The 25,144-nt window shown below is 71.9% G+C and carries 24 protein-coding genes and 2 pseudogenes; 14 read left to right on the top strand and 12 right to left on the bottom strand.

Going from position 1 to position 25,144, the window contains the following annotated elements:
- Window positions 1–105: 105 nt before the first annotated feature.
- A pseudogene (locus M0M48_RS05330) lies at window positions 106–522 on the bottom strand (LCP family protein); the annotation flags it as partial.
- Window positions 522–1,106, bottom strand: a complete 585-nt coding sequence (locus M0M48_RS05325) for a hypothetical protein (protein ID WP_257750339.1) — start codon at window positions 1,104–1,106, stop codon at window positions 522–524. The gene M0M48_RS05325 and the pseudogene M0M48_RS05330, both read right to left, overlap by 1 nt.
- 290 nt (window positions 1,107–1,396) lie before the next feature.
- Between M0M48_RS05325 and M0M48_RS05320 the strand changes: the two are divergent.
- Together M0M48_RS05320 and M0M48_RS05315 are read left to right on the top strand one after the other, a co-directional pair.
- Window positions 1,397–5,052: pseudogene (locus tag M0M48_RS05320) on the top strand (multifunctional oxoglutarate decarboxylase/oxoglutarate dehydrogenase thiamine pyrophosphate-binding subunit/dihydrolipoyllysine-residue succinyltransferase subunit).
- Entirely contained in the window at window positions 5,052–5,228 is a 177-nt protein-coding gene (locus tag M0M48_RS05315) for a DUF6104 family protein (protein ID WP_170222502.1), read from the top strand. Before M0M48_RS05320 ends, M0M48_RS05315 begins: the two are co-directional and overlap by 1 nt.
- A gap of 60 nt (window positions 5,229–5,288) precedes the next feature.
- On the opposite strand, the gene M0M48_RS05310 is transcribed toward M0M48_RS05315, so the two are convergent.
- Window positions 5,289–7,394, bottom strand: coding sequence for an MMPL family transporter (locus M0M48_RS05310; protein ID WP_257750338.1), 2,106 nt, complete (start codon window positions 7,392–7,394; stop codon window positions 5,289–5,291).
- Window positions 7,395–7,477: 83 nt separating this feature from the next.
- On the opposite strand from M0M48_RS05310, the gene M0M48_RS05305 reads away from it, so the two are divergent.
- From M0M48_RS05305 to M0M48_RS05295, 3 genes are read left to right on the top strand one after another with little or no spacing between them, the layout of a single operon-like run.
- On the top strand, window positions 7,478–8,119 hold the full coding sequence (locus tag M0M48_RS05305) for a TetR/AcrR family transcriptional regulator (RefSeq protein ID WP_257750337.1): 642 nt from the start codon (window positions 7,478–7,480) through the stop codon (window positions 8,117–8,119).
- Window positions 8,120–8,129: 10 nt separating this feature from the next.
- Window positions 8,130–8,804, top strand: a complete 675-nt coding sequence (locus tag M0M48_RS05300; RefSeq protein ID WP_257750336.1) for a hypothetical protein — start codon at window positions 8,130–8,132, stop codon at window positions 8,802–8,804.
- Window positions 8,801–9,406 carry an acetoacetate decarboxylase family protein gene (locus tag M0M48_RS05295; RefSeq protein WP_257750335.1) on the top strand — a complete coding sequence of 202 codons (606 nt, stop codon included), beginning with the start codon at window positions 8,801–8,803 and terminating at the stop codon, window positions 9,404–9,406. The genes M0M48_RS05300 and M0M48_RS05295 overlap by 4 nt, the downstream gene beginning before the upstream one ends.
- Here M0M48_RS05295 and M0M48_RS05290 read toward each other — a convergent pair.
- Genes M0M48_RS05290 through M0M48_RS05280 form a run of 3 tightly spaced genes read right to left on the bottom strand, consistent with a single transcriptional unit; the run spans window position 9,380 to window position 11,987 of the window.
- Complete coding sequence (locus tag M0M48_RS05290) at window positions 9,380–9,646, bottom strand: hypothetical protein (protein WP_215815336.1); 267 nt, start codon at window positions 9,644–9,646, stop codon at window positions 9,380–9,382. The genes M0M48_RS05295 and M0M48_RS05290 overlap by 27 nt on opposite strands.
- A 25-nt stretch (window positions 9,647–9,671) precedes the next feature.
- Window positions 9,672–10,820 carry a fatty acid desaturase family protein gene (locus M0M48_RS05285; protein ID WP_257750334.1) on the bottom strand — a complete coding sequence of 383 codons (1,149 nt, stop codon included), beginning with the start codon at window positions 10,818–10,820 and terminating at the stop codon, window positions 9,672–9,674.
- A gap of 9 nt (window positions 10,821–10,829) precedes the next feature.
- Entirely contained in the window at window positions 10,830–11,987 is a 1,158-nt protein-coding gene (locus tag M0M48_RS05280) for a flavin reductase family protein (RefSeq protein ID WP_257750333.1), read from the bottom strand.
- 145 nt (window positions 11,988–12,132) lie between these two features.
- Here M0M48_RS05280 and M0M48_RS05275 point away from each other — a divergent pair, with 145 nt between their 5' ends.
- From M0M48_RS05275 to M0M48_RS05265, 3 genes are all read left to right on the top strand, one after another.
- Window positions 12,133–12,756, top strand: coding sequence for a TetR family transcriptional regulator (locus tag M0M48_RS05275; protein WP_257750332.1), 624 nt, complete (start codon window positions 12,133–12,135; stop codon window positions 12,754–12,756).
- An 84-nt stretch (window positions 12,757–12,840) separates the two neighbouring features.
- Entirely contained in the window at window positions 12,841–13,443 is a 603-nt protein-coding gene (locus M0M48_RS05270) for a hypothetical protein (RefSeq protein ID WP_257750331.1), read from the top strand.
- Window positions 13,444–13,515: 72 nt separating this feature from the next.
- Window positions 13,516–14,595 carry an alpha/beta hydrolase gene (locus M0M48_RS05265; protein WP_257750330.1) on the top strand — a complete coding sequence of 360 codons (1,080 nt, stop codon included), beginning with the start codon at window positions 13,516–13,518 and terminating at the stop codon, window positions 14,593–14,595.
- A 62-nt stretch (window positions 14,596–14,657) separates the two neighbouring features.
- Here M0M48_RS05265 and M0M48_RS05260 read toward each other — a convergent pair whose 3' ends face one another.
- From M0M48_RS05260 to M0M48_RS05245, 4 genes are all read right to left on the bottom strand, one after another.
- Window positions 14,658–16,139 (bottom strand): DHA2 family efflux MFS transporter permease subunit, encoded by a 1,482-nt coding sequence (locus tag M0M48_RS05260; protein ID WP_257750329.1) that lies wholly within the window; start codon window positions 16,137–16,139, stop codon window positions 14,658–14,660.
- A 204-nt stretch (window positions 16,140–16,343) separates the two neighbouring features.
- Window positions 16,344–17,318, bottom strand: coding sequence for a zinc-binding dehydrogenase (locus M0M48_RS05255; RefSeq protein WP_257750328.1), 975 nt, complete (start codon window positions 17,316–17,318; stop codon window positions 16,344–16,346).
- Between the two features lie 21 nt (window positions 17,319–17,339).
- Window positions 17,340–18,455, bottom strand: a complete 1,116-nt coding sequence (locus M0M48_RS05250; RefSeq protein WP_215815657.1) for an NAD(P)-dependent malic enzyme — start codon at window positions 18,453–18,455, stop codon at window positions 17,340–17,342.
- A 75-nt stretch (window positions 18,456–18,530) separates the two neighbouring features.
- Window positions 18,531–18,893 carry a S24 family peptidase gene (locus M0M48_RS05245; RefSeq protein WP_257750327.1) on the bottom strand — a complete coding sequence of 121 codons (363 nt, stop codon included), beginning with the start codon at window positions 18,891–18,893 and terminating at the stop codon, window positions 18,531–18,533.
- A 58-nt stretch (window positions 18,894–18,951) separates the two neighbouring features.
- On the opposite strand from M0M48_RS05245, the gene sodN reads away from it, so the two are divergent.
- The 5 genes from sodN (at window position 18,952) to M0M48_RS05220 (ending at window position 22,613) form a co-directional block, all read left to right on the top strand.
- Complete coding sequence (gene sodN / locus M0M48_RS05240; protein ID WP_215815344.1) at window positions 18,952–19,359, top strand: superoxide dismutase, Ni; 408 nt, start codon at window positions 18,952–18,954, stop codon at window positions 19,357–19,359.
- 265 nt (window positions 19,360–19,624) lie between these two features.
- Window positions 19,625–20,386 carry a hypothetical protein gene (locus tag M0M48_RS05235; protein ID WP_257750326.1) on the top strand — a complete coding sequence of 254 codons (762 nt, stop codon included), beginning with the start codon at window positions 19,625–19,627 and terminating at the stop codon, window positions 20,384–20,386.
- Window positions 20,387–20,624: 238 nt separating this feature from the next.
- A complete protein-coding gene (locus M0M48_RS05230; RefSeq protein ID WP_215815346.1) occupies window positions 20,625–21,200 on the top strand; it encodes a hypothetical protein in 576 nt (191 codons plus the stop codon).
- Between the two features lie 175 nt (window positions 21,201–21,375).
- The gene (locus M0M48_RS05225; RefSeq protein WP_257750325.1) at window positions 21,376–21,792 is read left to right on the top strand and encodes an anti-sigma factor; all 417 of its coding nucleotides are present in this window, start codon (window positions 21,376–21,378) and stop codon (window positions 21,790–21,792) included.
- Complete coding sequence (locus M0M48_RS05220; protein WP_257750324.1) at window positions 21,789–22,613, top strand: RNA polymerase sigma factor SigF; 825 nt, start codon at window positions 21,789–21,791, stop codon at window positions 22,611–22,613. Before M0M48_RS05225 ends, M0M48_RS05220 begins: the two co-directional genes overlap by 4 nt.
- Here M0M48_RS05220 and M0M48_RS05215 read toward each other — a convergent pair.
- Window positions 22,589–23,023 carry a hypothetical protein gene (locus M0M48_RS05215; protein ID WP_257750323.1) on the bottom strand — a complete coding sequence of 145 codons (435 nt, stop codon included), beginning with the start codon at window positions 23,021–23,023 and terminating at the stop codon, window positions 22,589–22,591. The genes M0M48_RS05220 and M0M48_RS05215 overlap by 25 nt on opposite strands.
- A 204-nt stretch (window positions 23,024–23,227) precedes the next feature.
- On the opposite strand from M0M48_RS05215, the gene M0M48_RS05210 reads away from it, so the two are divergent.
- Window positions 23,228–23,482 (top strand): WhiB family transcriptional regulator, encoded by a 255-nt coding sequence (locus tag M0M48_RS05210; protein ID WP_038678054.1) that lies wholly within the window; start codon window positions 23,228–23,230, stop codon window positions 23,480–23,482.
- 147 nt (window positions 23,483–23,629) lie between these two features.
- Here the strand turns inward: M0M48_RS05210 and M0M48_RS05205 are convergent, their stop codons facing one another.
- Window positions 23,630–25,108, bottom strand: coding sequence for a sensor histidine kinase (locus M0M48_RS05205; RefSeq protein ID WP_215815350.1), 1,479 nt, complete (start codon window positions 25,106–25,108; stop codon window positions 23,630–23,632).
- Between the last annotated feature and the right edge of the window lie 36 nt (window positions 25,109–25,144).

The raw sequence follows: 25,144 nt of genomic DNA, 5'->3' as shown, positions 1-25,144 counted from the left end.
TGATCCGGCCGGCCTTCCAGCCCTCGGGGTTGAGGTGGGAGTCGGCGAAGAACGCGGGTTCTCGACGGTGATGCCGCCGATGCCGCGGATGAGCTGGGCCAGGCCGCTGAACGTGGCGAGCATGACGTAGTCGGGCTGGACGCCGACCAGGTCGCCGACCGTGCGCCCGAGCAGCTGGGGGCCGCCGTAGTAGAGGGCGGCGTTGACCCGGTTGGAGCCGTGGCCGGGGATGGGCACCCAGCTGTCGCGCGGGATACCGACCGCACTCGCCGCGCCGGTGCGGGTGTCGATGGCGATGAGCTGGAGCGCGTCGGCGCGGCTGCGCAGCGGGTCCTCGCGGGGGCGGGTGTCGACGCCGGCGGCGAGGATCCACACGACGTCCGGGTCGACGTCGACGCCGGTGGCGCGGTCGATCTTGACCAGGGTCAGCACGGTCGGCGCCGGCGCACTGTCCGGTACGACGAGCGCGGTCGCGCCGAGGACCAGCCCCAGCACCAGCGTCCGCAGGATCCTGCGCACCATCACGCCCCCTCCTCGCCACGGCTCACGTCGAAGCCGAACACCTGCCAGCCGCCGCCCTTGACCGGCGTCAGCAGCAGCCGGCCGGTCACCGACTCGGTCCGCTCTCCCCCGCCGGACCCGTCGGAGCCGCCGGACCCGCCGGTCAGCCGCAGCCCGATCCGGACCCGGGCGGTCGCCCCGGCGGCCCGCCCGTCGACGCCGAGGACGTCGACCCGGATCCGGCGCTCGGTGACCTCGACCGTCTCCAGGCCGGCGCCGACGGCGGCATTGCTCATCACGTCCGGCTGGCGCAGCGCCAGCCGGCGCGCGTCGGGGGTGAAGCCCGCGAAGGCCGGGTCGAAGTCGGTGCGCGGGTAGTCCCCGCCGTAGGCCCCCGCGACCCAGGCCTCGACGGCCGCGGTCACCGCGGCCAGGACGGCATCGGCCTTGGCCGGGCCGAGCCGGCCCCGGACCTTGCCGAGCCGGGCGTCGGCCGGCACCTCCGGGGTGGCGTGCCCGGACGGCTCGGGGCCGTCCGAGGAGCTCTTGTCGTCGCCTCCCGAGCACCCGCCCAGGGCCAGGACCGCGACCGTGACGACGGCCACGATCCGGGCTCGATCCGCTCTGCGTAGCACCTTCGACACCCCCGTTCGCTCCACCCCCGGTACCCGGGCGGAATGTCTGATGCGCAACACCCTGCCTCAAAGGGTGACCGAGGGTCGGTATTTGCTTCGGCATGGGACTAGCCTTGGCGGTCGACAGCACCCGCTACCGGTACGCGGGTCGGAGCAGCTCATCGGAAGAGGCGAAGCACGTCGTGACGCAGTCGTCAGACCAGTCCACCGGATCACCCGTTCCTGCGGACTTCGGAGCCAACGAGTGGCTCGTGGAGGAGATGAAGGAGCGGTTCGAGGCCGATCCGGGCAGCGTGGATGCTGCTTGGGCCGCCTACTTCAAGACCAACGGCGTCACCGCGACGGCGACGACGACCACGACGGCCACCACCGCCGCCCCGGCCGCGCCCGCCGCGGCCGCGGCTCCTGCGGCGCCGGCCGCCCCGCGGCGCCGGCCGCGCAGGCCGCGCCCACGCCCAAGGCGACCCCCGCTCCCCAGGTCAGCCCTGCCTCCACGACGACGCCGACGCCGCCCAAGGCCGACGCCCCCAAGCCGACCCCCAAGGACGCCCCGCGTCCCGCGCCGGTCACCGCCAGCGACGAGCCGACGCTGACCGTGCTGCGTGGCATCCCGGCCGCCACGGCCAAGAACATGGACATCTCGCTGTCGGTCCCGACGGCGACCTCGGTGCGCAACATCCCGGTCAAGCTCCTGTGGGACAACCGCATCGTCATCAACAGCCACCTCAAGCGCGCCCGCGGCGGCAAGGTGTCGTTCACCCACCTCATCGGCTACGCGATCGTCAAGGCGATCAAGGCGCTGCCGGCGATGAACAACACCTTCGACGAGATCGACGGCAAGCCGACCATGGTCACGCCGGCCCACATCAACCTGGGCCTGGCCATCGACCAGCAGAAGAAGGACGGCACCCGCCAGCTGGTGGCGCCGAGCATCAAGGCGTGCGAGTCGATGGACTTCGCGCAGTTCTGGACGGCGTACGAGGAGATCGTGCGCAAGGCCAAGGACAACAAGCTGACCATGGAGGACTACTCCGGCACGACGGTCAGCCTCACCAACGTCGGCGGCCTCGGCACCAACAACTCGGTGCCGCGCCTCATGCAGGGCCAGGCCGCGATCATCGGCGTCGGCTCGATGGACTTCCCGCCGGAGTTCCAGGGCGCCTCCGAGGAGACCATCGCGCGCAACGCGATCTCCCGGATCATGACGATGACCTCGACCTACGACCACCGCGTCATCCAGGGCGCGCAGTCGGGTGAGTTCCTCGGCCAGGTGCACCGCTACCTGCTGGGCCAGGACGGCTTCTACGACGAGATCTTCCGCGCGCTGCGCATCCCGTACGAGCCGATCCGCTGGAACAACGACATCGCGACCTCGCACGACGACGAGATCGACAAGCAGGCGCGCATCCTCGAGCTGATCCACGCCTACCGCGTGCGCGGCCACCTGATGGCCGACACCGACCCGCTCGAGTACAAGCAGCGCAGCCACCCCGACCTGCGCATCGAGTCGCACGGCCTGACGCTGTGGGACCTCGAGCGCGAGTTCCCGACCGGCTCCTTCGGCGGCGGCGACCGGCGCTTCATGAAGCTGCGCCACATCCTCGGCATCCTGCGCGACTCCTACTGCCGCACCACCGGCATCGAGTACATGCACATCATGGACCCCGACCAGCGTCGCTGGATCCAGGAGCGCGTCGAGCAGCCGCACAGCAAGCCCCCGCGCGAGGAGCAGCTGCGGATCCTGCTCAAGCTCAACCAGGCCGAGGCGTTCGAGACCTTCCTGCAGACCAAGTTCGTCGGTCAGAAGAGGTTCTCGCTCGAGGGTGGCGAGACGACCGTCCCGGTCGTCGACGAGATCGCCGAGGCGGCCGCCCAGGCCGGCCTCGACGAGGTCACCATCGGCATGGCCCACCGTGGCCGGCTCAACATCCTGGCCAATATCGTCGGCAAGTCCTACAACCAGATCTTCCGCGAGTTCGAGGGCAACATCGACCCGCGCACGGTCCAGGGCTCCGGCGACGTGAAGTACCACCTCGGCGCCGAGGGTGCCTTCGTGGCCGGCACCGGCGAGACCATCAAGGTCTCCGTCGCGGCCAACCCCTCGCACCTCGAGACGGTCGACCCGGTCCTCGAGGGCATCGCGCGGGCCAAGCAGGACGTGCTCAACCAGGGCGAGAAGTTCCCCGTGCTGCCGCTGCTCCTGCACGGCGACGCCGCGTTCGCCGGCCAGGGCGTGGTCGCCGAGACGCTCAACCTCTCCCAGCTGCGCGGCTACCGCACGGGCGGCACGATCCACCTGGTCATCAACAACCAGGTCGGCTTCACCACCTCGCCGGGCTCGTCGCGCTCGACCCTCTACGCCACCGACGTGGCCCGGATGGTCCAGGCGCCGATCTTCCACGTCAACGGCGACGACCCGGAGGCCTGCATCCGTGTCGCGCGGCTGGCCTTCGAGTACCGCCAGACGTTCCACAGCGATGTCGTCATCGACCTCGTCTGCTACCGCCGCCGCGGGCACAACGAGGGCGACGACCCGTCGTACACGCAGCCGCTGATGTACGACCTGATCGAGCAGAAGCGCTCGGTGCGCAAGCTCTACACCGAGTCGCTCATCGGTCGTGGTGACATCACGATCGAGGAGGCCGAGCAGGTCCTGCGCGACTACCAGCAGCAGCTGGAGCGCGTCTTCACCGAGGTCCGCGAGGCGTCGTCGGCGCCCAAGGAGTGGACGACCGTCCCCGACTACCCGGACAAGACCGCGGGCGAGACCCAGACCGCCGTCTCGGCCGAGGTGCTCAAGCGGATCGCCGACGCCTACGTCACCCCGCCCGACGGCTTCACGGTCCACCCCAAGGTGATGCCCCAGCTGCAGCGTCGCGCCGCGGCCATCGCCGACGGCCCGATCGACTGGGGCACCGGCGAGATCCTCGCCTTCGGCTCGCTGCTCATGGAGGGCCGCCCGGTCCGCCTGGCCGGCCAGGACTCGCGCCGGGGCACGTTCGTGCAGCGCTTCGCGACGATCATCGACCGGCACAACGCCGACGAGTGGACCCCGCTGGCCAACCTCACCGAGGAGCAGGCGAAGTTCTTCGTCTACGACAGCCTCCTCTCCGAGTACGCCGCCCTCGGCTTCGAGTACGGCTACTCGGTGGCGCGTCCCGACGCGCTGGTGCTGTGGGAGGCCCAGTTCGGCGACTTCGTCAACGGCGCCCAGTCGGTCATCGACGAGTACATCTCCGCGGGCAAGACCAAGTGGGGCCAGGACTCCGGTGTGGTGCTCCTGCTTCCCCACGGCTACGAGGGCCAGGGCGCCGACCACTCGTCGGCGCGCATCGAGCGCTTCCTCACCCTGTGCGCCGAGGAGTCCATGGTCGTCGCCCAGCCGTCGACGCCCGCGTCGTACTTCCACCTGCTGCGCCGGCACTCGCTCGGCGGCGAGCACAAGCCGCTCATCGTCTTCACCCCGAAGTCGATGCTCAAGCGCAAGGAGGCGGCCTCGCAGCCGGCCGACTTCACCAGCGGTGACTTCCGCCCGGTGATCGGCGACGCGAGCGCCGACCCGGCCAAGGTCTCCACCGTGCTGCTGGTCTCGGGCCGGCTCACCTGGGACCTCATGGTCGAGCGCAAGAAGAGCGAGCGCGAGGACGTCGCGATCCTGCGGGTCGAGCAGCTCTACCCGTGGCCGACCGAGGCGATCAAGGCCGAGCTGGCCAAGTACCCGAACGCCCAGGTCAAGTGGGTCCAGGACGAGCCCTTCAACCAGGGGCCGTGGCCGTCGTACCACCTCAACGTGGTGCCCGAGCTGGGCCGTGCGGTCGAGCCGATCACCCGGGCGTCCTCCTCCACCACCGCCGTCGGCACCATCAAGCGGCACGCGGCGGAGCAGGCCGACCTGATCGAGCGCGCGTTCAGCTGATGTACTTCACCGACCGCGGTATCGAGGAGCTCCAGCAGCGCCGGGGCGACGAGGAGGTCACCCTGGCCTGGCTCGGCGAGCGGCTCCAGGAGTTCGTCGACGTGCACCCCGACTTCGAGACGCCGATCGAGCGCTTCGCCACCTGGCTGGCCCGGCTCGACGACCCGGAGGACTGACCCGACGCAGTACGCCGACGGCCCGGAGGACCTGGTCCTCCGGGCCGTCGGCGTCTGCGCTCAGGCCGGCGCGGTCTCCGAGAGACCGACCCGGCGGTGCAGGGCACGCAGCGGGCGCGGGGCCCACCAGGCCCGCTCCCCCAGCAGCCGTACGGCGGCCGGCAGGAGCACGCCCCGGATCAGGGTCGCGTCGATCAGGATCGCCAGCCCGGTGCCGAGCCCGAAGAACTGGATGAAGCTCACCGAGCTCACCAGGAAGGCGAAGAAGCTGATCGCGATGAGCGCCGCGGCGGTGCTGACGATCCGGCCGGTGTGGGCCAGGCCGTGTACGAGCGCCTCCTCGTTGCCCAGGCCGCGGTCGCGCATCTCCTTGATCCGGCCCATCACGAACACCTCGTAGTCCATCGACAGGCCGAAGGCGACGCAGAACAGCAGCACCATCATCGAGGAGTCCATCGGCTGCGGGGTGAAGCCCAGGACGCCGGAGAGGTGGCCGTCCTGGAACACCCAGACCATCGCGCCGAGGGTGGCGGCCAGGCCGACCGCGTTGAGCAGCAGCGCCCGGATCGGCTGGATCACGCTGCCGGTGAACAGGAACAGGATCACCAGCGTGCTCAGCACCAGCCAGCCCGCGACCAGCGGGAGCCGATCGCCGATCCCGGTCATCTGGTCGTGCAGCTCGGCCGACGCGCCGCCGACGAGCGCCTCGGCACCGGAGGGCGGCGCCACGCCGCGCACGTCCTGGACCAGGTCGCGGGCGGCCGCCGAGCGCGGGTCGAGGTCGGTGACGACCGAGAGCAGGTCGGCGTCGCGGCCCGGGGTGGTGTCGACCCGGACGACGTCGGGCAGGTCGCCGAGCCGGGCGGCGTAGTCGGCCAGCGCGGCCTCCCCGAGCGAGGCGGTGGTGACCACCTGGATCGGGTGGGTGCCGTCACCGGCGAACTCCGCGCGCAGCGCGTCGCCGGCCTGGCGGCTCGACGCGCTCGTGGGCAGCACCCGGTCGTCGGGCGTGCCGAGGGAGATCCCGGCCAGCGGCAGGGCCAGCACCACGAGACCGGCGAGCACGGGCAGCGCGCTCAGCACCGGACGCCGTACGACGAACCGGGCCAGGCGGGCCCACGACGGGGCCTCCTCGCCACGGATGCCGCGCACCTTGGGCACCCGCCAGGCGTCGATCCGGTCGCCGAGCAGGAACAGCCCGGCGGGCAGGATCAGCACCGCGCTGAACGCGGTGATGAGCATGACCCCGATGCCGGCGTAGGCGAACGAGCGCAGGAAGTACATCGGGAAGACGAGCAGCGCGGCGAGCGCCACCGCGACCGTGGTGGCGCTGAAGACGATGGTGCGCCCGGCGGTCTCGACCGCGCGCCGCACGGCGGCGTCGTGGCCGTGCCCGGCCGCGCGTTCCTCGCGGACCCGGGCCACCATGAGCAGGCCGTAGTCGACGGCCAGGCCCAGGCCGAGGCCGGTGGTGAGGTTGACCGCGTAGATCGAGACGTCGGTCATCGAGCCGAGCACGGACAGCTCGGCGAAGGTGCCGAGGATCGCGACCAGGCCGATGCCGAGGGTGACCAGCGCGCCGACGACATTGCCGAAGGCGAGCACGAGCAGCACCAGGATGAGCGGGATCGCGATGCTCTCGGCGAGCCCGAGGTCCTTGCCGATCTGGCCGCCGATCTCCTCGCCGACCACCTCGGAGCCGCCGACCTGCACGTCGATCGGGCCGTCCGTGCCGGCGTACGCGTCGAGGACGGCGCCCGGGTCCGCCTCGGCGCCGGGCGCGATCGAGGCGGTGATCAGGGCGTGCCCGCCCGCGGTGGAGCGCAGCGGCGGCGCGTGCGCGTCGTAGTACGACGCCACGTCGGCCAGCGCCGGGTCCGCGCGGAGCCGCTCGGTCAGGGCGGTGCCCGCGGCCGCCGCGGCGGGGCTGTCGACGTCGCCGTCGGCGGCCGCGACGACGAAGACGTAGTCGGCGGAGCCGCCGAAGCGGTCCGCGAGCAGCGCGGCGGCCCGGCTGCTGTCGGACGCCGGGTCGTCGAAGCCCTGGGTCTCCAGCTTGCCGAAGGCACCGACGCCGACCCAGGCGGCGACGAGCACGGCGAGGACGCCGAACCCGAGGACCCACCGGGCACGGGTGGTGACGAGTGTGCCGATCCTGCGGAACATGGCCCTCTCCTCGAATGTGTGTGGCCGTAAACTTTGCTGCCGTTAACTTGGCACGGATGTGTACGGGTGTCAACATGTCTCTCGTGAGCACCTCGACACCGGCCAAGCGCAGCTACCACCACGGCGACCTGCGCAACGCCCTCGTCCGCGCCGCCGCCGAGCTGGCCGCGACCGGCGGCCCCGACGCGGTGACGATCCGGGGCGCGGCCCGCGAGGTCGGGGTCACCCCCACCGCGGCGTACCGGCACTTCGAGAACCAGGCCGACCTGCTCGAGGCCGCGCGCGCCCTGGCGATGGACGGCATGGTCGCCGCGATGGCCGAGTTCCTCGCCCAGGTGCCCACCGACGGCGACCCCGTCGTGCGCGCGCTGGCCCGGCTGCGCTCGACCGGGCTGGGCTACATCCGGTTCGCGGTCGAGGAGCCCGGCGTCTTCCGCACCTGCTTCACCGGCCGGCTCGGCGACGAGGAGGAGGGCATGAACGACCCGGCGCCGTACGTGCTGCTGGGCGAGATGCTCGACGAGCTGGTCGCGGTCGGCTACCTCGCCCCCGAGGACCGGCCCGACGCCGAGGCCGGGCCCTGGGCGGCCGTGCACGGGCTGGCGATGCTGCTCATCGACGGGCCGCTGTCGGGCCTCGGCGCCGCCGAGCGCGAGACCGCGATCGAGCGCACCCTCGAGCTCGTCACGCGAGGACTCGCCACGGGACCGCGCGCCATGCCCTAGGGTCACCCGCGTGAGCGAGGACCGGATCGACTACGCGGCCTGGGGCGAGCGGTTCTTCGCGACCGCGGTCACCGCCGAGCGGGTGCTGCGCGGGGTCAACGTCCTGGCCGGGCGCCCGATCGACGTCGGCCCGATGGGTGTGGGCCCGGGCCGGATCGCCAAGGTGACCGCCCAGGGCCGGATCGGCACCGCGACCGGCCAGCGCGTCGGCGCGGACCCGGTCGCCTTCCACGTCGACCTGCCCGTCGAGCTCGTCTTCACCATCGACCTCGGCATGGACAAGCAGCGCTTCGACGCCGCCATCACCGTGCCGCTCGTGATCACCGCGCACGCCCGCGCGGACCTGGCGATCGCGCTCGACGTCACGCCGCCCAGCCCGGCGGAGGTCGTCGTACGGCTCAAGGCGCAGGGGCTGCGCGCGTCGCTGACCAGCCGGGCCGCCAACGTCGAGGGCGAGCTGCGCCGCTTCGTGGCCAAGTACGTCACCCGCGAGCTCGACCAGCCCTACGTGCGCCAGGCGACGCTGATCGACGTCGGCGCCGCCGTCGAGCGCGCCGCCGCCGGGCTCGGCCCGCGCGCGGAGAGCCCGATCGCCGACGAGCTCACCGACGCCCTGCCCGCCGCCATGGAAGCCGAGCTGGAGCAGACCGCCCAGCTCCTGCTCGAGGAGGAACCCGAGTCGTGAACGTCTATCCCCCCGCGCCGTGGCACATGCACGGCTCGATGTGGCTCACGGCCTTCCGGCTCCGCGAGGCCGCCGACGAGCGCCACCCCGCCGGCACGTACGGCGTCGCGCTGGTCTCCTACGAGGAGCCGAGCCCGCTGACCTACCACGAGCTCCTGGTCGCCCGGACCGTCAAGGACCGGGCCGGCAAGGGCGCGGTGACCATCACCGACATCTGGGTCGACTCCCCCGCCTCCCAGGCCGGCGGCCGCGAGCTCTGGGCGATCCCCAAGGACCTGTGCGACTTCGACCTCGAGACGTCGTTCCGCGGCCCGGTCACCTCGACCGACTGGTCCGCGACGCTGGAGCGGCGGCCGATCGTCGAGGCCCGCTTCACCGACGTCTCCCGGGCCGCGCTGCGGGTGCCCTTCTCGGGCCGGGTCGAGCAGCCCGGCATCGCCGAGCACCCGGAGACCGCCGACGTCGTGATGAAGGGCACCGCCAAGGCGCTGCCGTGCCGGGGCCGGTGGAGCTTCGCCGCCGACGGCCCGCTGGGCTTCCTGCGCGGGGCCCGGCAGCTCGGCTCCTTCCGGATGTCAGGCTTCCGGCTGCACTTCGAGTGAGGCCGGCGGCGCCTCGTCGTCGCCGATCTCCTCGACCTGGTCGGCCAGGGCCCGGCGCGAGGAGTCGCGGATCTCGAAGATCTCCGTGGCGAAGCCGCCGACCGCCGAGGCCACCTCACCGACGGCGCGGGTCACGATGGTCGCGACCTCGCCGACGGTGTGGGCCGCGGCCTCGGCGCCCGCCTGGAGCGCGTCCTTGGTGATCTCGCCCCGGGTCAGGCGGTCGCGTCCGTCGGTCATGCCGGTCAGTCTCCCCCGCGCGGGCTCAGGCTGCCAACGAGTCGTCGGTCACGGCCTCGGGGCCGCGCACGGGAGCGGGCTTCGCCGTACCGCCGGGGAAGGAGTAGCGCACGATCTTCTTGAACACGCTGAACAGCTGCTGGTGCAGCCGGCCGGTGTTGTAGGGCAGGCCGTAGCGCTCGCAGATCTCCTGCACCTCGCCCGCGATCTCGGGGTAGCGCCGGGCCGGCAGGTCCGGGAAGAGGTGGTGCTCGATCTGGTGCGAGAGGTTGCCGCTCATCAGGTGCATCAGCTTGCTGCCCTTGATGTTGGCCGAGCCGAGCATCTGGCGCAGGTACCAGTGGCCGCGCGTCTCGTTCGCGATCTCCTCCTCGGAGAACGACGCGACGCCGGCCGGGAAGTGCCCGCAGAAGATGATGTTGAAGGCCCACACGTTGCGCACCAGGTTGGCCACCGCGTTGCCCGCGAAGGTGAGCGGGAACAGCGGTCCGGTCAGCGCCGGGAAGAGCACGTAGTCCTTGAGCGCCTGGCGCCGGATCTTGCGCATCAGGCCCGGGTAGAGCGGCTTGTTGTCGGCGAGCGTGCGCTTGCCGGACACAATGTTCTCGACCTCGAGGTCGTGCAGCGCGACGCCCCACTCGAAGAAGGTCATCAGCAGGAACGCGTAGAGCGGGTTGCCCAGGTAGTACGGGTGCCACTTCTGGTCCGGGTCCATCCGCAGGATGCCGTAGCCCACGTCGCGGTCCTTGCCCACGATGTTCGTGAACGTGTGGTGGATGTAGTTGTGGCTGTACTTCCACTGCTCGCCGGGGCACACGGTGTCCCAGTCGAACATCCGGGAGTTGAACGCCGGGTCGCCCAGGAAGTCGTACTGCCCGTGCATGACGTTGTGCCCGATCTCCATGTTGTCGAGGATCTTCGACACGCTCAGGCAGGCGACGGCCGGCAGCCAGCCGATCACCGGCAGGTAGAACAGCGCACGGCCGGCGATCTCCATCTTGCGCTGGGTCGTGACGACCTTGCGCAGGTACTCCGCGTCGGCCTCGCCGAGGTCGGCGATGATCCGCTGGCGCAGGGCGTCGAGCTCGGTGCCGAGCTCGTCGATCTGCGCCGCGGTGAGGCCGTGGTACTTCTCGTCGGCCAGGGGGCCGGGGGTCAGGGTGTCGGTGCTCATCAGGGCTCCTCAGAGGTCGATGTGGCAGTCACCGGCGGCGGTGGTGACGCAGATGCGGATCTCCTCGTCCGGCAGGGAGGACTCCTCGCCGGTGAGGACGTTGCGGACGGTGCCGGCGGTCTTGGTGCGGGTGCAGGAGAAGCAGATGCCCATCCGGCAGCCGAACTCGGGCTTCAGGCCGAGCTCCTCGGCCTGCTCCAGCAGGCTGGTGCCCGAGGCGGGCGCGCTCGCGCCCGAGCGGGTGAAGGTCACCTCACCGGCGAGCTCGGCGCCGTCGGCGGGCTGGGCGGCGCGGGCGACGGCGGGCTTGAAGAACTCCATCCGCAGCCGCGGCGCCAGGGTGCCGTCGGCGTCGGTGTAGGCGTCCTTGACCAGCTCGACCAGACCCGCGGGACCGCACAGCCAGGTGTCGGTCTCGCGGTAGGCCGGCACCAGCCGGCGCAGCTCGAAGGCGCTGAACAGCGCGTCGCCGTGGCGCAGCTGGACGTCGACGCCGTTGTCGGCGGCCGCGATCGCGGCCAGCTCGTCGGCGAAGATCTGGTCCTCGGCGCTGCGGGCGAAGTGCAGGAAGGTCACCTTGCGCCCGGCGTGGCCGTCGTACCCGTCGCGCAGGAGGGTGCGCACCATCGACATCGCCGGGGTGATCCCGGAGCCGCCGGTGATGAGCAGCAGGTGGTTGGTGGTCGGGGTGGCCGGGCTCTCGTGGAGGGTGAACTCCCCCTGCGCCTGGCTCAGGTGCAGGATCGTGCCCGGCTGCGCCTCGCGCACCAGGTACGCCGAGACCTGCCCCTCGTCGTGCGCGCGGATGGTGAGCGTGATCTGCTCCCCCGGCGCCGAGGCGGCCGAGGAGATCGAGAACGCGCGGGTCAGCCGCTTGGCCGAGCCCGGGAGCTCGACACCGACCAGGACGTGCTGGCCGGCGCGGTGCCCGCGCCAGGTGCTGGTGGGCTGGAGGGTCAGCGTGGCGACCGGGGCCGTGTCGGTCCCGGTGGTCTCGCGGTGGACGGACACGACGCGGGCCCGCACCTCGTGCGCGGCCCACATCGGGTTGAACCGCTCGAGGTACCGGTCGACGCTGTGCGGGGTGGCCAGCGCCGCGGCGAGCCGCGAGCGCAGGAGCCGCCCGACAGGGCCGCCGGGAGCCGGCGGGGAGATGAGCGCGGACATGCGCGCCTCCTTCGGGGCTTCGACTTCGTTGGCGGAAGTTTCGGTGTACGTCTGTACACCCAAACCTTCACCCGTCGGCGCCGGAGGCGTCAACGACCCCACCGCGTGACAGTGCACACATGTTCACTCACGTAGACTCGGGCCCATGACCGAGAGCCGCGTGGAGCGCAAGGAGCGGACCCGCCGCGCGATCCTCGACGCCGCGCTCGCGCTCTGCGACGACACCACGCTCGTGGCGCTCTCGCTGCGCCAGGTGGCCAAGGAGGTCGGCATCGTGCCGACCGCCTTCTACCGGCACTTCCCCTCGATCGAGGACCTCGGGCTCGCGCTCGTCGAGGAGTCGCTCGACACGCTGCGCGCGCTGCTGCGCGAGCTGCGCCGTACGGCGGGCGAGGACGCGGGCACGATCATCGACGGCTCGGTCGACGTCCTCGTCGAGCAGGTACGCCGCCACCACGCCCACTTCGCCTTCCTCGCCCGCGAGCGGTTCGCCGGTCCGGCTGGGGTGCGCTCCGCGATCGCCCACGGCATCGAGCTGGCCGAGCGCGAGCTCGCCACCGACCTGGCCCACCTGCCCGGGACCGACGTCTGGTCCGAGCCGGACCTGCAGACCCTCTCGGCACTCATCGTGGGCGCCATGGTGACCACCGCCGAGCGCCTGGTCGGCGCCGAGCCCGGCTCGGCCGCCGAGCGCCGGATCGCCGACGCCACCCGGACCCAGCTGCGGATGCTGCTCGTCGGCGCCCGCAACTGGAAGTCGCGCGACTGAGGGCCTCCGGCCGAGACCAAACGCCGCCCGGCGGCGTCTCCCCTGGTGCACCTTCCCACCCACGACCACCAGGAGTCCTCCCCCATGTCCCGCACCCTCCGCCCGCTCCGGCCTCTCGCCCTCCTCGTGCCGCTGCTCGCCCTCGTCGCCGGGCTGCTCGCCCTCGGCACCTCCCCCGCCCCTGCCGCCGCTCCGCACCGGACCAAGGTCGTGGTCAAGGTCGCCGACTGCGAGGGCTGCGAGGTGTTCCTCCAGCAGGGCCTGCGCCACTCGTGGTGGAGCAGCCGGGTCCGGCGCGTGCACGACGGCAAGGTCGTCTTCTCGGTGCCCTCGCACCGCACCCGCGGCCTGTCGATCGGCATCACCGGCACCTGGGAGGCGAGCACGCCGCACCCGTCCGGCTTCCAGGCGATCGTGACCCTGCGCTACCGCGGCGTCGCCGCCGGCGCCGAGGTCACGCCCGCCGTGGCGCGGACCAAGCGGCAGGGCTCGGCCTGCTACGCCGGCACCCGCGCCGACCGGGTCGTCTTCCGCGTCGAGGCCCGCCGCCAGCGCATCGCCGGCAACGGCGGCCCGGCGCTGACCACGCTGGCCTGGGCCAGCCCGCAGACCGCGGTGCTCCCCCGCACCCAGGAGCGGGTCTACCGCGGCGTGTTCGGCGCCCAGGACGTCGTCCCCTGCTTCTGAGGGCTACTCGCCAGTAGTCAGACGCGTCACGTTCGGTGGACGGGCGTGCACCGCGACCGACACCATGTCGCGGTGCCCGCCTCCGTCGACACCCTGACCACCGCCGCGACCACCGCCGCCCGCAACGCGTGGGCGCTCTCGCCGCTCGGCGCCGGCATCGAGCAGTACGACGGCCTGCCGGCCACCGTGCTCTCCGACGAGCCGCACCGCCGCCTGGTCCGCTACGACCGCACCGCCTCGGCCACCGCGCCCCGGCCGGTGCTGCTGGTGCCGCCGCTGGCGGTGTCCGCGCGCTGCTTCGACCTGCGCCCGGGCCAGAGCCTGGCCGCGCACCTGGTCGCGAGCGGGCGGGCGACGTACCTGGTCGACTACGGGCAGATCACCTTCGCCGACCGGGCCCTGGGCTTCGAGGCCTGGATCGACGACATCCTGCCGACCGCGATCCACGCCGTGCTCCACGACCACGCCGCCGCCGGTGACCCGGTCGACGGCGTCGACCTCGTCGGGTGGTCGCTGGGCGGCACGATGAGCCTGCTCACCGCCGCTGCGCACCCGGACCTGCCGATCGCCTCGCTGACCGCCTTCGGCACGCCCATCGACTACACGAGGATCCCCGCGATCCAGCCGCTCGTGGTCGCCGACCGGCTGCTCGGCACCCGCGCCGTCACCGCGCCGACCGCGGCCCTCGGTGGCGTACCCCGGCACCTGGTCCGGGCCAGCTACCGGGCGATGGCGCCCAAGCGCGAGCTGACCAAGGCCGTGCACCTGGCCCGCAACATCCTCGACACCGAGGCGCTCGCGCGGACCTCGGCGATCGACGGGTTCATCGGCGAGATGCCCGGCTACCCGGGCCGCGCCTACCACCAGATCCACACCCGGCTGATGGTCCGCAACGAGCTCGCCTCGGGCACCGTGCGGCTCACCCCGGGCCGCGAGATCCACCTGGCCGACGTGCGCACGCCGGTGCTCTTCGTCGGCAGCGCCACCGACAACATCGCCGACGGCCCGGCCGTCGCTGCCGGACCGGGCGTGGTCCCGACCGCGCGCTACGCCGCCGCCGACGGGCTCAGCCACCTCGGCCTGGTCGCCGGGCCCCGGGCCGCGGAGGTCAGCTGGCCGCTGCTCGACGACTTCCTCGACGAGCAGCGCTAGCCCGAGACGCCGAACGGCCCGGCCCCCGCGAGGGGACCGGGCCGTTCGTTCGTCGTACCGGCTCAGTGACCGCCGTGGCCATCGGCCGCGGGCAGGTCGGACTTGCCCGGCAGCAGCAGCGCCATCGCGACCACCACGACACCGATCACGGCGCCGGTCGCGAAGGCCCACTGCAGGCCGCCCATGAACGCGTCGACCGGGTGCTCGCCGGCCTTGGCGAGGTGCTCGGTGCGGTTGGTCATGATCACTACGAGCAGCGCCGTGCCGATCGCGCCGGCGACCTGCTGGAGCGTGCCCAGCAGCGAGCTGCCGTGGGAGTAGAGCTGCGGCGAGAGGTCGCCCAGGCCGATGGTGAACACCGGGGTGAACACCGTGGCCAGGCTCGCCATCAGCGCGACGTGCAGCACCACGATCACGGCGTACGGCGTCTCGGCGCCGATCCGGCTCAGCCCGAACAGCAGCGCGACCATGGCGATCGAGCCCGGGATGACCAGGGGGCGAGCGCCGATCCGGTCGTAGACCTTGCCGACCTGGGGGCCGAGCAGACCCATGGCGAGGCCACCGGGCATCACCATCAGGCCGGTCTGGAGCTCGGTGAGCCCGCGCAGGTCCTGGAGGTAGAGCGGCAGCAGGATCATCGAGCCCAGGAAGGCCATGAAGCCGGCGGCCATGAGGACCAGCGAGACCGCGTAGTTGCGGTGCAGCAGGGTGCGCAGGTCGAGCAGCGGGCGCTCGTCGCGCTGGAGGCGGACCTGGTAGATCGCGAACAGCGCGATGAGCACGACGCCTGCGCCGATCAGGGCGGTCGGCTCGGGCCACTCGGCGTTGCCGACCTTGCTCAGGCCGTAGACGAAGCTGCTGAAACCGCCGGCCGCGAGCACCACGCTCAGCCAGCTGACCGGGCTGGTGGTGGTCTCACCGACGTTCACGAGCTGGCGGTGGCCGAAGAAGCCGACCAGCACCGCGATCGGCAGCACCGCGACGAAGATCAGGCGCCACGAGCCGAGCTCGAGCAGGATGCCCGACACGGCCGGGCCGAGGGCCGGCGCACAGGACATGGCCAGCGTGACCTGACCCATCACCCGGCCGCGGTCCTGGGCGGAGACGACCGTCATCAGGGTGGTCATCAGCAGCGGCATCATGACCGCCGTACCGCCGGCCTGGACCACGCGGCCCACCAGCAGCACACCGAACGTCGGCGCGGCCGCCGCGATCACGGTGCCGATGCTGAACGTCGTCATCGCCGTGGCGTACGCCGTGCGGGTGGTCACCCGCTGCAGGAACCAGCCGGTCACCGGGATGACCGAGGCCATCGTCAGCATGAAGACCGTCAGCGCCCACTGGGCGGTGGTCGAGGTGATCTGGAAGTCGGCCATGAGCCGCGGCACGGCGTTGACCATGATGGTCTCGTTGAGGATCACGACGAAGGTCGCCGCGACCAAGAGCTTGATCACGAGGGGGGTCCGCCCAGGCGGTGCGCTGGTGAACTCCTGCTCGAACTCGGCGATGTCGCCGGTCTCGGTAGGCCCGGTGGGCGCGGTCATGACAGGTCCTATCGGTTGGGTGGCATGGTCCAGCGGTGGCCGACCAGGTGATGCCGGACGAATCGGTGTGGCCGTCGCTTCATCTGTTCCACGAACGAGACGACACCTTTTCGACAGTTCCGGCCGAGAGAATTCATCGCTCGCGGCCGGGGCACTGTCAGGATTCAATCCTGAAGCACCGACAGTGATTCCCGCCAACGGTTTTCAGCGCGTGAAGACGATCTTCCCGAAGACGTCGCCGGCCGCCATCGCGGCGAATCCGTCGCGCGCCTGCTCCAGCGGCAGGGTGCGGTCGATGACCGGGCGCAGGCCGGTGCTGTCGAGCAGGTTGACCAGCGAGGCGAGCTCGCCACGGGTGCCCATCGTCGAGCCGATCACGCTGAGCTGGGTGAAGAAGATCCGGGTCAGCTCGGCGTCGTCGAGGTTCGGCCCCGAGGTGGTGCCGGAGATGACGATCTTGCCGCCGGGGCGCAGCGCGCGCACCGAGTGGGTCCAGGTCGCCCGGCCGACGGTCTCCATGACCGCGTCGACCTTGATCGGGAGCCGGGCGCCGGACTCGAAGACCTCGTGGGCGCCGAGCTCGAGCGCCTTGGCGCGCTTGGCCTCGTCGCGGCTGGTGGCGAGCACCCGCAGGCCGCCGGCCCGGGCGAGCGCGATGAGCGCGGTGGCCACGCCGCCGCCGGCGCCCTGGACCAGGACGGTGTCGCCGGCCTTGAGCGCGCCCTGGGTGAAGAGCATCCGGTACGCCGTGAGCCAGGCGGTCGGGAGGCACGCGGCCTCCTCGAACGACAGCGAGGCCGGCTTGGGCACGACATTGCGCCGCGGGACGACGACCCGCTCTGCGAGCGTGCCCTGGTAGCGCTCCGAGAGCAGCGAGCGGCGCGGGTCGAGGGTCTCGTCGCCGGTCCAGTCGGGGTCGGAGACGACCGCGTGGACGACGACCTCGTTGCCGTCCTCGTCGTACCCGGCCGCGTCGCAGCCCAGGATCATCGGCAGCGCCTCGGCCCGCAGGCCCACGCCGCGCAGCGACCAGAGGTCGTGGTGGTTGAGCGAGGCGGCCTTGACCGTCACGGTCGTCCACCCGTCGGGGACGACCGGGTCGGGCCGCTCACCGACCACGAGGCCGGTCAGCGGGTCGTCGGCGGAGCTGGCGAAGGAGTCGGCGTAGACGGCGAGCATGACGCCGACGCTATCCGCGAATCAGATGCGGGCGACACCGTCTCGGCGTGCGGCGTCGGCCACAGCGGCCGCCACGGCCGGTCCGACCCGGGGGTCGAAGGGCGACGGGATGACCAGGTCCTCGGACAGGTCGTCGCCGACCAGGGCGGCCAGCGCGTCGGCGGCGGCGACCTTCATGCCCTCGGTGATCGCGCTCGCGTGGACGTCGAAGGCGCCCCGGAAGATGCCCGGGAAGGCCAGCACGTTGTTGATCTGGTTCGGGAAGTCCGAGCGTCCGGTCGCCACGACCCGCGCGTGCCGGTGGGCCACGTCGGGGTGGACCTCCGGGTTCGGGTTGGCCATGGCGAAGATGATCGCGTCGTCGGCCATCGTCGCGACGACCTCCTCGGGCACGGTGCCGCCGGAGACGCCGATGTAGACGTCGGCGCCGTCGAAGGCCTCGGCGAGCGTGCCGCGGCGTCCGCACTGGTCGGCGGTGAGCTCGGCGAGCGCCTTCTTGGACGGCGTGAGGTCGGTGCGGTCGGAGCTGACCACGCCCTTGCGGTCGGTGACCGCGATATCCTTGATGCCCGCGGCGAGCAGGATCTTGGCGATCGCCACGCCCGCAGCACCGGCGCCGGAGATGACCACCCGGGTCGACTCGGCGTTGCGGCCGGTGAGCTTGAGCGCGTTGACCAGGGCGGCCAACGTGACCACGGCGGTGCCGTGCTGGTCGTCGTGGAAGACCGGGATGTCGAGGGCCTCCTTGAGGCGGTCCTCGATCTCGAAGCAACGCGGGGCCGAGATGTCCTCGAGGTTGATGCCGCCGAAGCTCGGCGCGAGCCGGACGACGGTCTCGATGATCTCCTCGACGTCGGTGGTCGCCAGGCAGATCGGGATGCCGTCGACGCCGCCGAACTGCTTGAACAGGACCGCCTTGCCCTCCATCACCGGCATCGCGGCGGCCGGGCCGATGTCGCCCAGACCGAGCACGGCGGTGCCGTCGGTGACGATGGCGACCGTGTTGGGGACCCAGGTGTAGTGCCGGGTCAGCGCCGGGTCGGCCGCGATGGCCTCGCACACCTCGGCGACGCCGGGGGTGTAGGCGAGGGAGAGCTGGTCCTTGGTGCTGACGTCGGCCGTGGGTACGGTCGCCATCTTCCCGCCGAGGTGCAGATCGAAGACCGGCTCACCCGCGTACGGGTGCGAAGAGGAAGTGTCAGCCACGATCGTTCATCCTTTCACATCCGCGAACGCGCCGAGCCTCCGGGGCCGCGGCCAGAGACGGCCCCGGACCACGCCCAGGACGGCCGCGTCCGGCACCGGCCCGCGATGGCGCGAGTCGACCCCCACCTGCGGGTCCGGGTTGTCCCCGCGCAGCCACCAGCCGCTCCCCCGGCGCTCGGTGGCCCGCTTGACCACGAGCGTGCCGTCCGCGAACCGGGCGACCACCACCCGCCCGGCGCGCACCCGGACGCCGTACGTGACGAGGAGGCGGTCGCCGGGACGCAGGGTCGGGAGCATCGAGTCACCCACGACGACCGCGAGGCCGATCCGGCGTCCCAGCGCCCGGCCTGCCGTTGCCTGCGGATCCATGACGAGTAGTGTCGCAGCCGTACGTCCGTTCCCCCGCCAGACCAGAGAGAGGACCCACATGTTCTCGCGTCTCACCAGCATCTTCGCGCCCACCGTCGAGGTCGCCGCCCACTGCGACCTGCCCTGCGGCGTCTACGACCCCGCCCAGGCCCGCATCGAGGCCGAGTCGATCAAGGCCGTCATCGCCAAGGCCAACGACAGCGACGACCCCGACTTCCGCACCCGCGCGATCCTCATCAAGGAGCAGCGCTCCGAGCTGGTCAAGCACCACCTCTGGGTGCTGTGGACCGACTACTTCAAGCCCCCGCACTTCGAGAAGTACCCCCAGCTCCACACGCTGGTCAACGAGGCCACCAAGCTGGCCGGCGCGACCGGCACCAAGGGCACCCTCGACGCGGCCAAGGCCGACGAGCTCCTCGCCAAGATCGACGAGATCGCCGAGATCTTCTGGGAGACGAAGAAGTGAGCCCGAGCCGGAGCGCAGCTCCGGCAGACCAAGAAGGCCTGACCTTCCTGGCCCATCGGGACTAGGTCGACCCCGACCTTCGTCCTCTTTGTGGAGACCGCGCACCGTACCGGTGCGCGGTTTCCCGTTTTTCCGGCGCTCGGGCCGTGCCCTCGCCTACGGTCAGCGCATCCCGGGCCCCCAGCGCCCGGGAGAACTGCCGGGTCGTCGTCCGGAGGGAGAACTGCGACGGCGTCCTGGTCCAACCGGAGGGAGACACCCCGCGATGAATCGCGCCCTTGTGAAGATGCTCGTCGGCCTCGCCGTCGCACTCGGCCTGACCCTCGCCTCGGCGCCGGTGGCGTCCGCCGCGCCGGCAGCCGCGGGGACCGCGTCCGCCGCGGCGAACGCACCCGACTGCAGCCGCCAGATCGCCGCCAACAACCGGGCCAACTCGGCCTACAGCGCCGCGGACCGCTCGACCAAGGCCGCGCAGGCCAAGGTCAAGAAGCTGACCAAGAAGGTCAAGAAGGCCAAGAAGGCCCACCACAAGAAGCAGGCCAAGAAGCTCACCAAGAAGCTGCGCAAGGCGAAGAAGTCGCTGCGGGCCAAGGCGGAGTACCGCCGCCAGGTCGGGGTCACCCGGACCTACACCGCACGGTCGCTGGCGCGCTGCCAGGCCGGCCAGCCGGCCAACGGCGCGGAGAGCCCGATCCAGGCGCTGTGCACCGCGGGTCTGCCCCAGCCGCTGTGCGACGCGCTCGCCAACCTGATCCCCGGCGGCTCGACCGCCAACCCGATTGGACTGCTGTGCGCGCAGTTCCCGCAGGCCAAGCCGCTGTGCGACCTGGTCGCGGGCGGTCTCCCGACCAACCCGACCGACCTGCTGGACATCGTCGAGGGCCTGCTGGTGACCCTCGGCCTGGGTGACCTGCTCGACACCCTGCTGGACGGCCTCGGCCTCGGCACGCTGGGCGACCTGCTCAACGGCACCGGGCTCGACGACCTGCTCGACCTGCTCGGGCTGGGCGGCCTGCTGCACCCCTGAGGTGCGCCGCTGCGAAACCGCGCCGAGCCCCCGGAGCCGCCTGCTCCGGGGGCTCGGTCGCGTCCGGGACCATCGTCCCGTGTGACCCAGGACACTTTCCCGGTTCTTCCTGGTGACGGCCCGCCAAAGTTCCCCTAGGGTGACCCCCGCCGGGCATCCCCCCTGAGCCCGGCACCATGTCCGGTCGTCGTCCGGAGGGACACTGACGGCGCCCGGCTCACCGGAGGGAGAACCCGGCATGCTCCGTGCCATTTCGAAGATGATCGTCGGCATCGCCGTCGCACTCGGCCTCACCCTGGCCGCCGCCCCGGTCGCCTCGGCCGCCCCCGCCCCGACGGCGGAGCGCACCGCCGAGCGGGCTCCGAACTGCACCGTGCAGTTCCAGGCCTACAAGATCGCCACGTCGACGCACACGACGGCCAAGGCGAATGTCACCAAGCTCAAGGCGAAGGTCGCCAAGCTCAAGAAGAAGATCAAGAAGGCCAAGCGCGCCCACCACCCGCGCAAGGTCGTCCAGTACAAGAAGGCCCTCAAGAAGGCCAACAAGAAGCTCAACCGGGCCAAGGTCGTGCGCACCAAGGCCGCCACCGCGGTCTCCACCACCACCCGCGCGTTCGCCGCCTGCGAGCGCGGCGAGGGCCCGACGCTGCCCACCGAGCCGACCGACGGCAACCTGCTCGCCTTCCTCGGCGAGATCCTCGACAGCCTCGGCATCGGCGCACTGGTCGACCTCCTCGGCCTCAAGACGGTCGTCGACCTGCTCAACCTGCGCCCGCTCCTCGTGGGCCTCGGCCTGGGCGCCCTGCTGGACTGACGTCCGGCACGCACCACCTCCGGTGGCCACCTCCCTGGTCACCGACGCAGCACCCCGCCGTACGACGGGCGGCGTCCCACGCCCGTCGTACCGCGGACCAGCGGCCGTGCCCCTCGGGGCGCGGCCGTTGTCGTAGGCTGAGCCGACCTGGTCCACCCCTTCCCGGAGGAGCCGCATGTCCGAGACGAGCACCCTCGCCGCCGGTGGCGTCACCGACGAGCCGGACGAGGTCGCGCTGCGGCTGCCCGCCGACGGCGCGTACGCCTCGGTCCTGCGCACACTGACCGCCGGCCTCGCGGCCCGGGTCGACTTCACCATGGACGACATCGAGGACCTGCGCATCGCGGTCTCCGAGGCCGCCGCGATGGTGCTCGACGAGGCCGACGCGGGCGCCGTCCTCGACTGCCGCTTCGAGCTCGGCGCCGGCCGGCTCGCGCTGAGCATCGCCGCCGACGCCGCCGCACCGTCCTCACCGGACTACGAGAGCTTCGGCTGGCAGGTGCTGGCGACGCTCGCCGACGAGGCCGCCATCGACGCCGCACCGGGCCGCTACGCCGTCCGCCTGGTCGTCCGGTCCTCGCTCCCGGCATGACCGCCGATACTTCTCGGGACGGCGCCGAGGGCGGCTCCCCGCCGCCCACCGGCGTCGAGCTGACCCGGCGCCGCAGCGCCGAGCTCTTCGTCGTCTTCCGCGACGAGGATGCCTCCCCCGCCGAGCGCGACACCGCCCGCGACGCCCTGGTCCACCTGCACCTGCCGCTCGTCGAGCACTGCGCGCGCCGCTTCCGCAACCGCGGCGAGCCCTACGAGGACCTGGTCCAGGTCGGCACGATCGGGCTCATCAAGTCCGTCGACCGCTTCGACACCGAGCGCGGCGTGGAGTTCTCGACGTACGCGACGCCGACGATCATCGGCGAGATCAAGCGCTACTTCCGCGACAAGGGCTGGGCGATCCGGGTGCCGCGCCGGCTCCAGGAGCTGCGGATGCAGATCACCGCCAGCACCGCCGAGCTCACCCAGAGCCTGGGCCGCTCCCCCACGCCGCGCGAGCTGGCCGAGGCGATCGGCTGCTCGGTCGAGGAGATCGTCGAGGGCCTGGAGTCGAGCAACGCCTACTCCACGCTCTCCCTCGACGCCACCGACGACGACTCCGACGGCGGCGCCGGCCAGAGCATGCTCGACGCCATGGGCGTCGACGACGCCGGCCTCGAGCACGTCGAGATCCGCGAGTCGGTCAAGCCGCTGCTCGAGAACCTCCCGGCGCGCGAGAAGAAGATCCTGCTCCTGCGGTTCTTCAAGAACATGACGCAGTCCCAGATCGCCGAGGAGATCGGCGTCTCCCAGATGCACGTCTCCCGGCTGCTCAGCCGGACGCTGGCCCAGCTGCGTCAGTCGCTGGAGGCCGACGGCTGATCCGGGTCGTCGGCGTCGGCGTCGGCCGTGCCGTCGAGCACGGCCATCGTGTCCTTGCTGACCATCCCGGCCAGCACCACGAGCGCGACCACCGCCAGCACGATCGCGAGCAGGACGTGCTCGCGCAGGTTCCAGGCGATCCCCAGGAAGATCAGCTGGGTGATGAGCACGGGCCCCCGCGACCACCCCTGGCGCCGCCACAGCGCGACGGCCGCGGCGATCAGCACGACGCCGTACGCGGCGAAGAAGCCGGCCGTGGAGAGCCCGAACGCCAGCCGTCCCGAGGTCACGCTGGCGAACTCCAGGATCGCCAGGAGCAGCAGCACGGCCCCCTGGACACCGGCCACGGAGGCGGCCACGATGAGCGGAGGCGGGTTCGGCGCGGGGCGCGCGGCGGGCCGGTCGGTCACGGCCGCCAGCGTAGAGGACGCCTCGTCCGGACCCGGGTCTGCATCTTTGTGACCCAAGAGACCACGAGAATTGCTTGATTCGTGGCCGAATCCTTGGAAACCTTGCCGGAGCGATCGTGAAGCCTTTCACTTTTGCGGCTTCACGCGTGCCCGAAAGAAGCGGGCACCCACTGCGCGTACATTGGAAAGAGGGCATTCCCACCCATGGATTGGCGACACCGCTCCGCCTGCCTCGACGAGGATCCGGAGCTGTTCTTCCCGATCGGCAACACCGGCCCTGCCATCCTCCAGATCGAGGAGGCCAAGGCGGTCTGCCGACGCTGCGACGTGCGCGAGCAGTGTCTCGCGTGGGCGTTGGAGGCGGGACAGGACCACGGTGTCTGGGGCGGCCTCAGCGAGGACGAGCGGCGCGCGCTCAAGCGGCGCAACGCCCGCGCTCGCGTCCGCACCCCCGTCTGATCTTCGGCGCCAGCGCGTCTCCGGCGTGACGCCAGGCAGCAGCACGCTGCCGGGAGCACGACTGGGCGTACGAAACTCACGCCTGGCCGACGAACCTTCGTCGGTCCGCCGGGAGTTTCGCCGGTCGACCGGCGAAACTCCCGCCCGCTACTCCACCGGCAGGCTGAAGCTCGCCCGGGTGCCCCCGTCGGGCGCCGGGCCGAGCGTCAGGTGACCGCCGAGCTCGGACTCCACGAGCGTGCGCACGATCGAGAGCCCCAGGCTGGTCGCGGCGTCGAGGTCGAAGTCCGCGGGCAGGCCCCGGCCGTCGTCCTCGACGGCGACCTCGAGCACGGCGCCCCGGCGTGCGGCGCGCACGACGATCTCGCCCGAGCCGCCGATGTCGTAGCCGTGCTCGGCGGCGTTCTGCATGAGCTCCATGACGACCATGGCCAGCGGGGTGGCGACCTCGGAGACGAGGACGCCGAAGCTGCCCTCGCGGCGGACCCGGACCTGGGCCGTGGTCGCGCCGACGTCGGTGACCAGGCGGGCGAGGCGGTCGGCGATGTCGTCGAAGGCGACAGTCTCCTCGACGGCCTGGCTGAGGGTCTCGTGGACGATGGCGATCGAGCCGACCCGGCGTACCGCCTCCTCGAGGGCCGAGGCGGCCTCGGGCGAGCCGATCCGGCGCGCCTGGAGGCGGAGCAGGGCGGCGACGGTCTGGAGGTTGTTCTTCACCCGGTGGTGGATCTCGCGGATGGTGGCGTCCTTGGTGACCAGCTCGCGGTCGCGCCGGCGCAGGTCGGTGACGTCGCGCAGCAGGATGATGGCGCCGATGTGCTCGCCCTTGGGGCGCAGCGGGATGGCGCGCACGATGAGGGCGGCGCCGTCGCCGGGGCCGCTGGAGGCGCCGAGCTCGGTGTCGCGGTGCGCCCGGCCGCCGAGGACGGCGCTGAGGGTCTCCTCGTCGGGGCGCTTCTTGGGCGGGACCAGGTCGCGGGTCAGGTCGGTGAGCCGGTGGCCGGTGAGGTCGCCGGTGAGGCCGAGCTTGCGGTAGACCGAGAGCGCGTTGGGGCTGGCGTAGATGACCCGGCCCTCGCCGTCGACCCGCAGGAAGCCGTCGCCCACCCGCGGTGAGTCGGCGTGGTCGCTGCGCTGGGCCTCGGTCGGGAAGAAGCCGGAGGCGATCATGTTGGCCAGGTCCGAGGCGGCCTGGAGGTAGTTGATCTCGAGGTGGCTCGGCGTACGGATGCCGAGCAGGTTGGTGTTGCGGCTGATCACCGCGATCACCCGGCCGTTGCGCCGCACCGGGATCGCCTCGACCCGCACCGGCACCTCGTCGCGCCACTCGGGGTCGCCCTCGCGCGCGATCCGGCCGAGCTCGAACGCCGCGTCGACGAGCGTACGACGCCCCGCGGGCGAGAAGGTCCCCACGATGTCGTCGACGTACGACGTCGGGCCGGTCGTGGGCCGCATCTGGTCCCCCACCCAGAACCCCTCGCCCCCGCGGTCGGGCAGCCAGAGCACCAGGTCGGCGAACGAGAGGTCCGCGATGACCTGCCAGTCGGCCTGGATCAGCTGGATCCAGGCGATGTCGCCCTCGTCGAGGTCGGTGTGACGCCGGGCGATCGCGGACAGGGAGGGCACGGCGCCAACCTAGGCCATCTCACCCCGTGGAGACGT

The sequence above is a fragment of the Pimelobacter simplex genome (assembly GCF_024662235.1).
Lineage (GTDB): Bacteria > Actinomycetota > Actinomycetes > Propionibacteriales > Nocardioidaceae > Nocardioides.
The sequence above is the reverse complement of the archived record's forward strand: the minus strand, read 5'-3'. Positions and strand labels throughout refer to the sequence as shown.

What these genes read in the sequence shown, in the direction of transcription:
- M0M48_RS05315 (WP_170222502.1), top strand. Translation starts at nt 5,052, where the DNA reads ATGTACTTCACCGACCGCGGTATCGAGGAGCTCCAGCAGCGCCGGGGC.
- M0M48_RS05310 (WP_257750338.1), bottom strand. Translation starts at nt 7,394, where the DNA reads ATGTTCCGCAGGATCGGCACACTCGTCACCACCCGTGCCCGGTGGGTC.
- M0M48_RS05290 (WP_215815336.1), bottom strand. Translation starts at nt 9,646, where the DNA reads ATGACCGACGGACGCGACCGCCTGACCCGGGGCGAGATCACCAAGGAC.
- M0M48_RS05285 (WP_257750334.1), bottom strand. Translation starts at nt 10,820, where the DNA reads ATGAGCACCGACACCCTGACCCCCGGCCCCCTGGCCGACGAGAAGTAC.
- M0M48_RS05280 (WP_257750333.1), bottom strand. Translation starts at nt 11,987, where the DNA reads ATGTCCGCGCTCATCTCCCCGCCGGCTCCCGGCGGCCCTGTCGGGCGG.
- M0M48_RS05275 (WP_257750332.1), top strand. Translation starts at nt 12,133, where the DNA reads ATGACCGAGAGCCGCGTGGAGCGCAAGGAGCGGACCCGCCGCGCGATC.
- M0M48_RS05270 (WP_257750331.1), top strand. Translation starts at nt 12,841, where the DNA reads ATGTCCCGCACCCTCCGCCCGCTCCGGCCTCTCGCCCTCCTCGTGCCG.
- M0M48_RS05260 (WP_257750329.1), bottom strand. Translation starts at nt 16,139, where the DNA reads ATGACCGCGCCCACCGGGCCTACCGAGACCGGCGACATCGCCGAGTTC.
- M0M48_RS05255 (WP_257750328.1), bottom strand. Translation starts at nt 17,318, where the DNA reads ATGCTCGCCGTCTACGCCGACTCCTTCGCCAGCTCCGCCGACGACCCG.
- M0M48_RS05250 (WP_215815657.1), bottom strand. Translation starts at nt 18,455, where the DNA reads ATGGCGACCGTACCCACGGCCGACGTCAGCACCAAGGACCAGCTCTCC.
- M0M48_RS05245 (WP_257750327.1), bottom strand. Translation starts at nt 18,893, where the DNA reads ATGGATCCGCAGGCAACGGCAGGCCGGGCGCTGGGACGCCGGATCGGC.
- sodN (WP_215815344.1), top strand. Translation starts at nt 18,952, where the DNA reads ATGTTCTCGCGTCTCACCAGCATCTTCGCGCCCACCGTCGAGGTCGCC.
- M0M48_RS05235 (WP_257750326.1), top strand. Translation starts at nt 19,625, where the DNA reads ATGAATCGCGCCCTTGTGAAGATGCTCGTCGGCCTCGCCGTCGCACTC.
- M0M48_RS05230 (WP_215815346.1), top strand. Translation starts at nt 20,625, where the DNA reads ATGCTCCGTGCCATTTCGAAGATGATCGTCGGCATCGCCGTCGCACTC.
- M0M48_RS05225 (WP_257750325.1), top strand. Translation starts at nt 21,376, where the DNA reads ATGTCCGAGACGAGCACCCTCGCCGCCGGTGGCGTCACCGACGAGCCG.
- M0M48_RS05220 (WP_257750324.1), top strand. Translation starts at nt 21,789, where the DNA reads ATGACCGCCGATACTTCTCGGGACGGCGCCGAGGGCGGCTCCCCGCCG.
- M0M48_RS05210 (WP_038678054.1), top strand. Translation starts at nt 23,228, where the DNA reads ATGGATTGGCGACACCGCTCCGCCTGCCTCGACGAGGATCCGGAGCTG.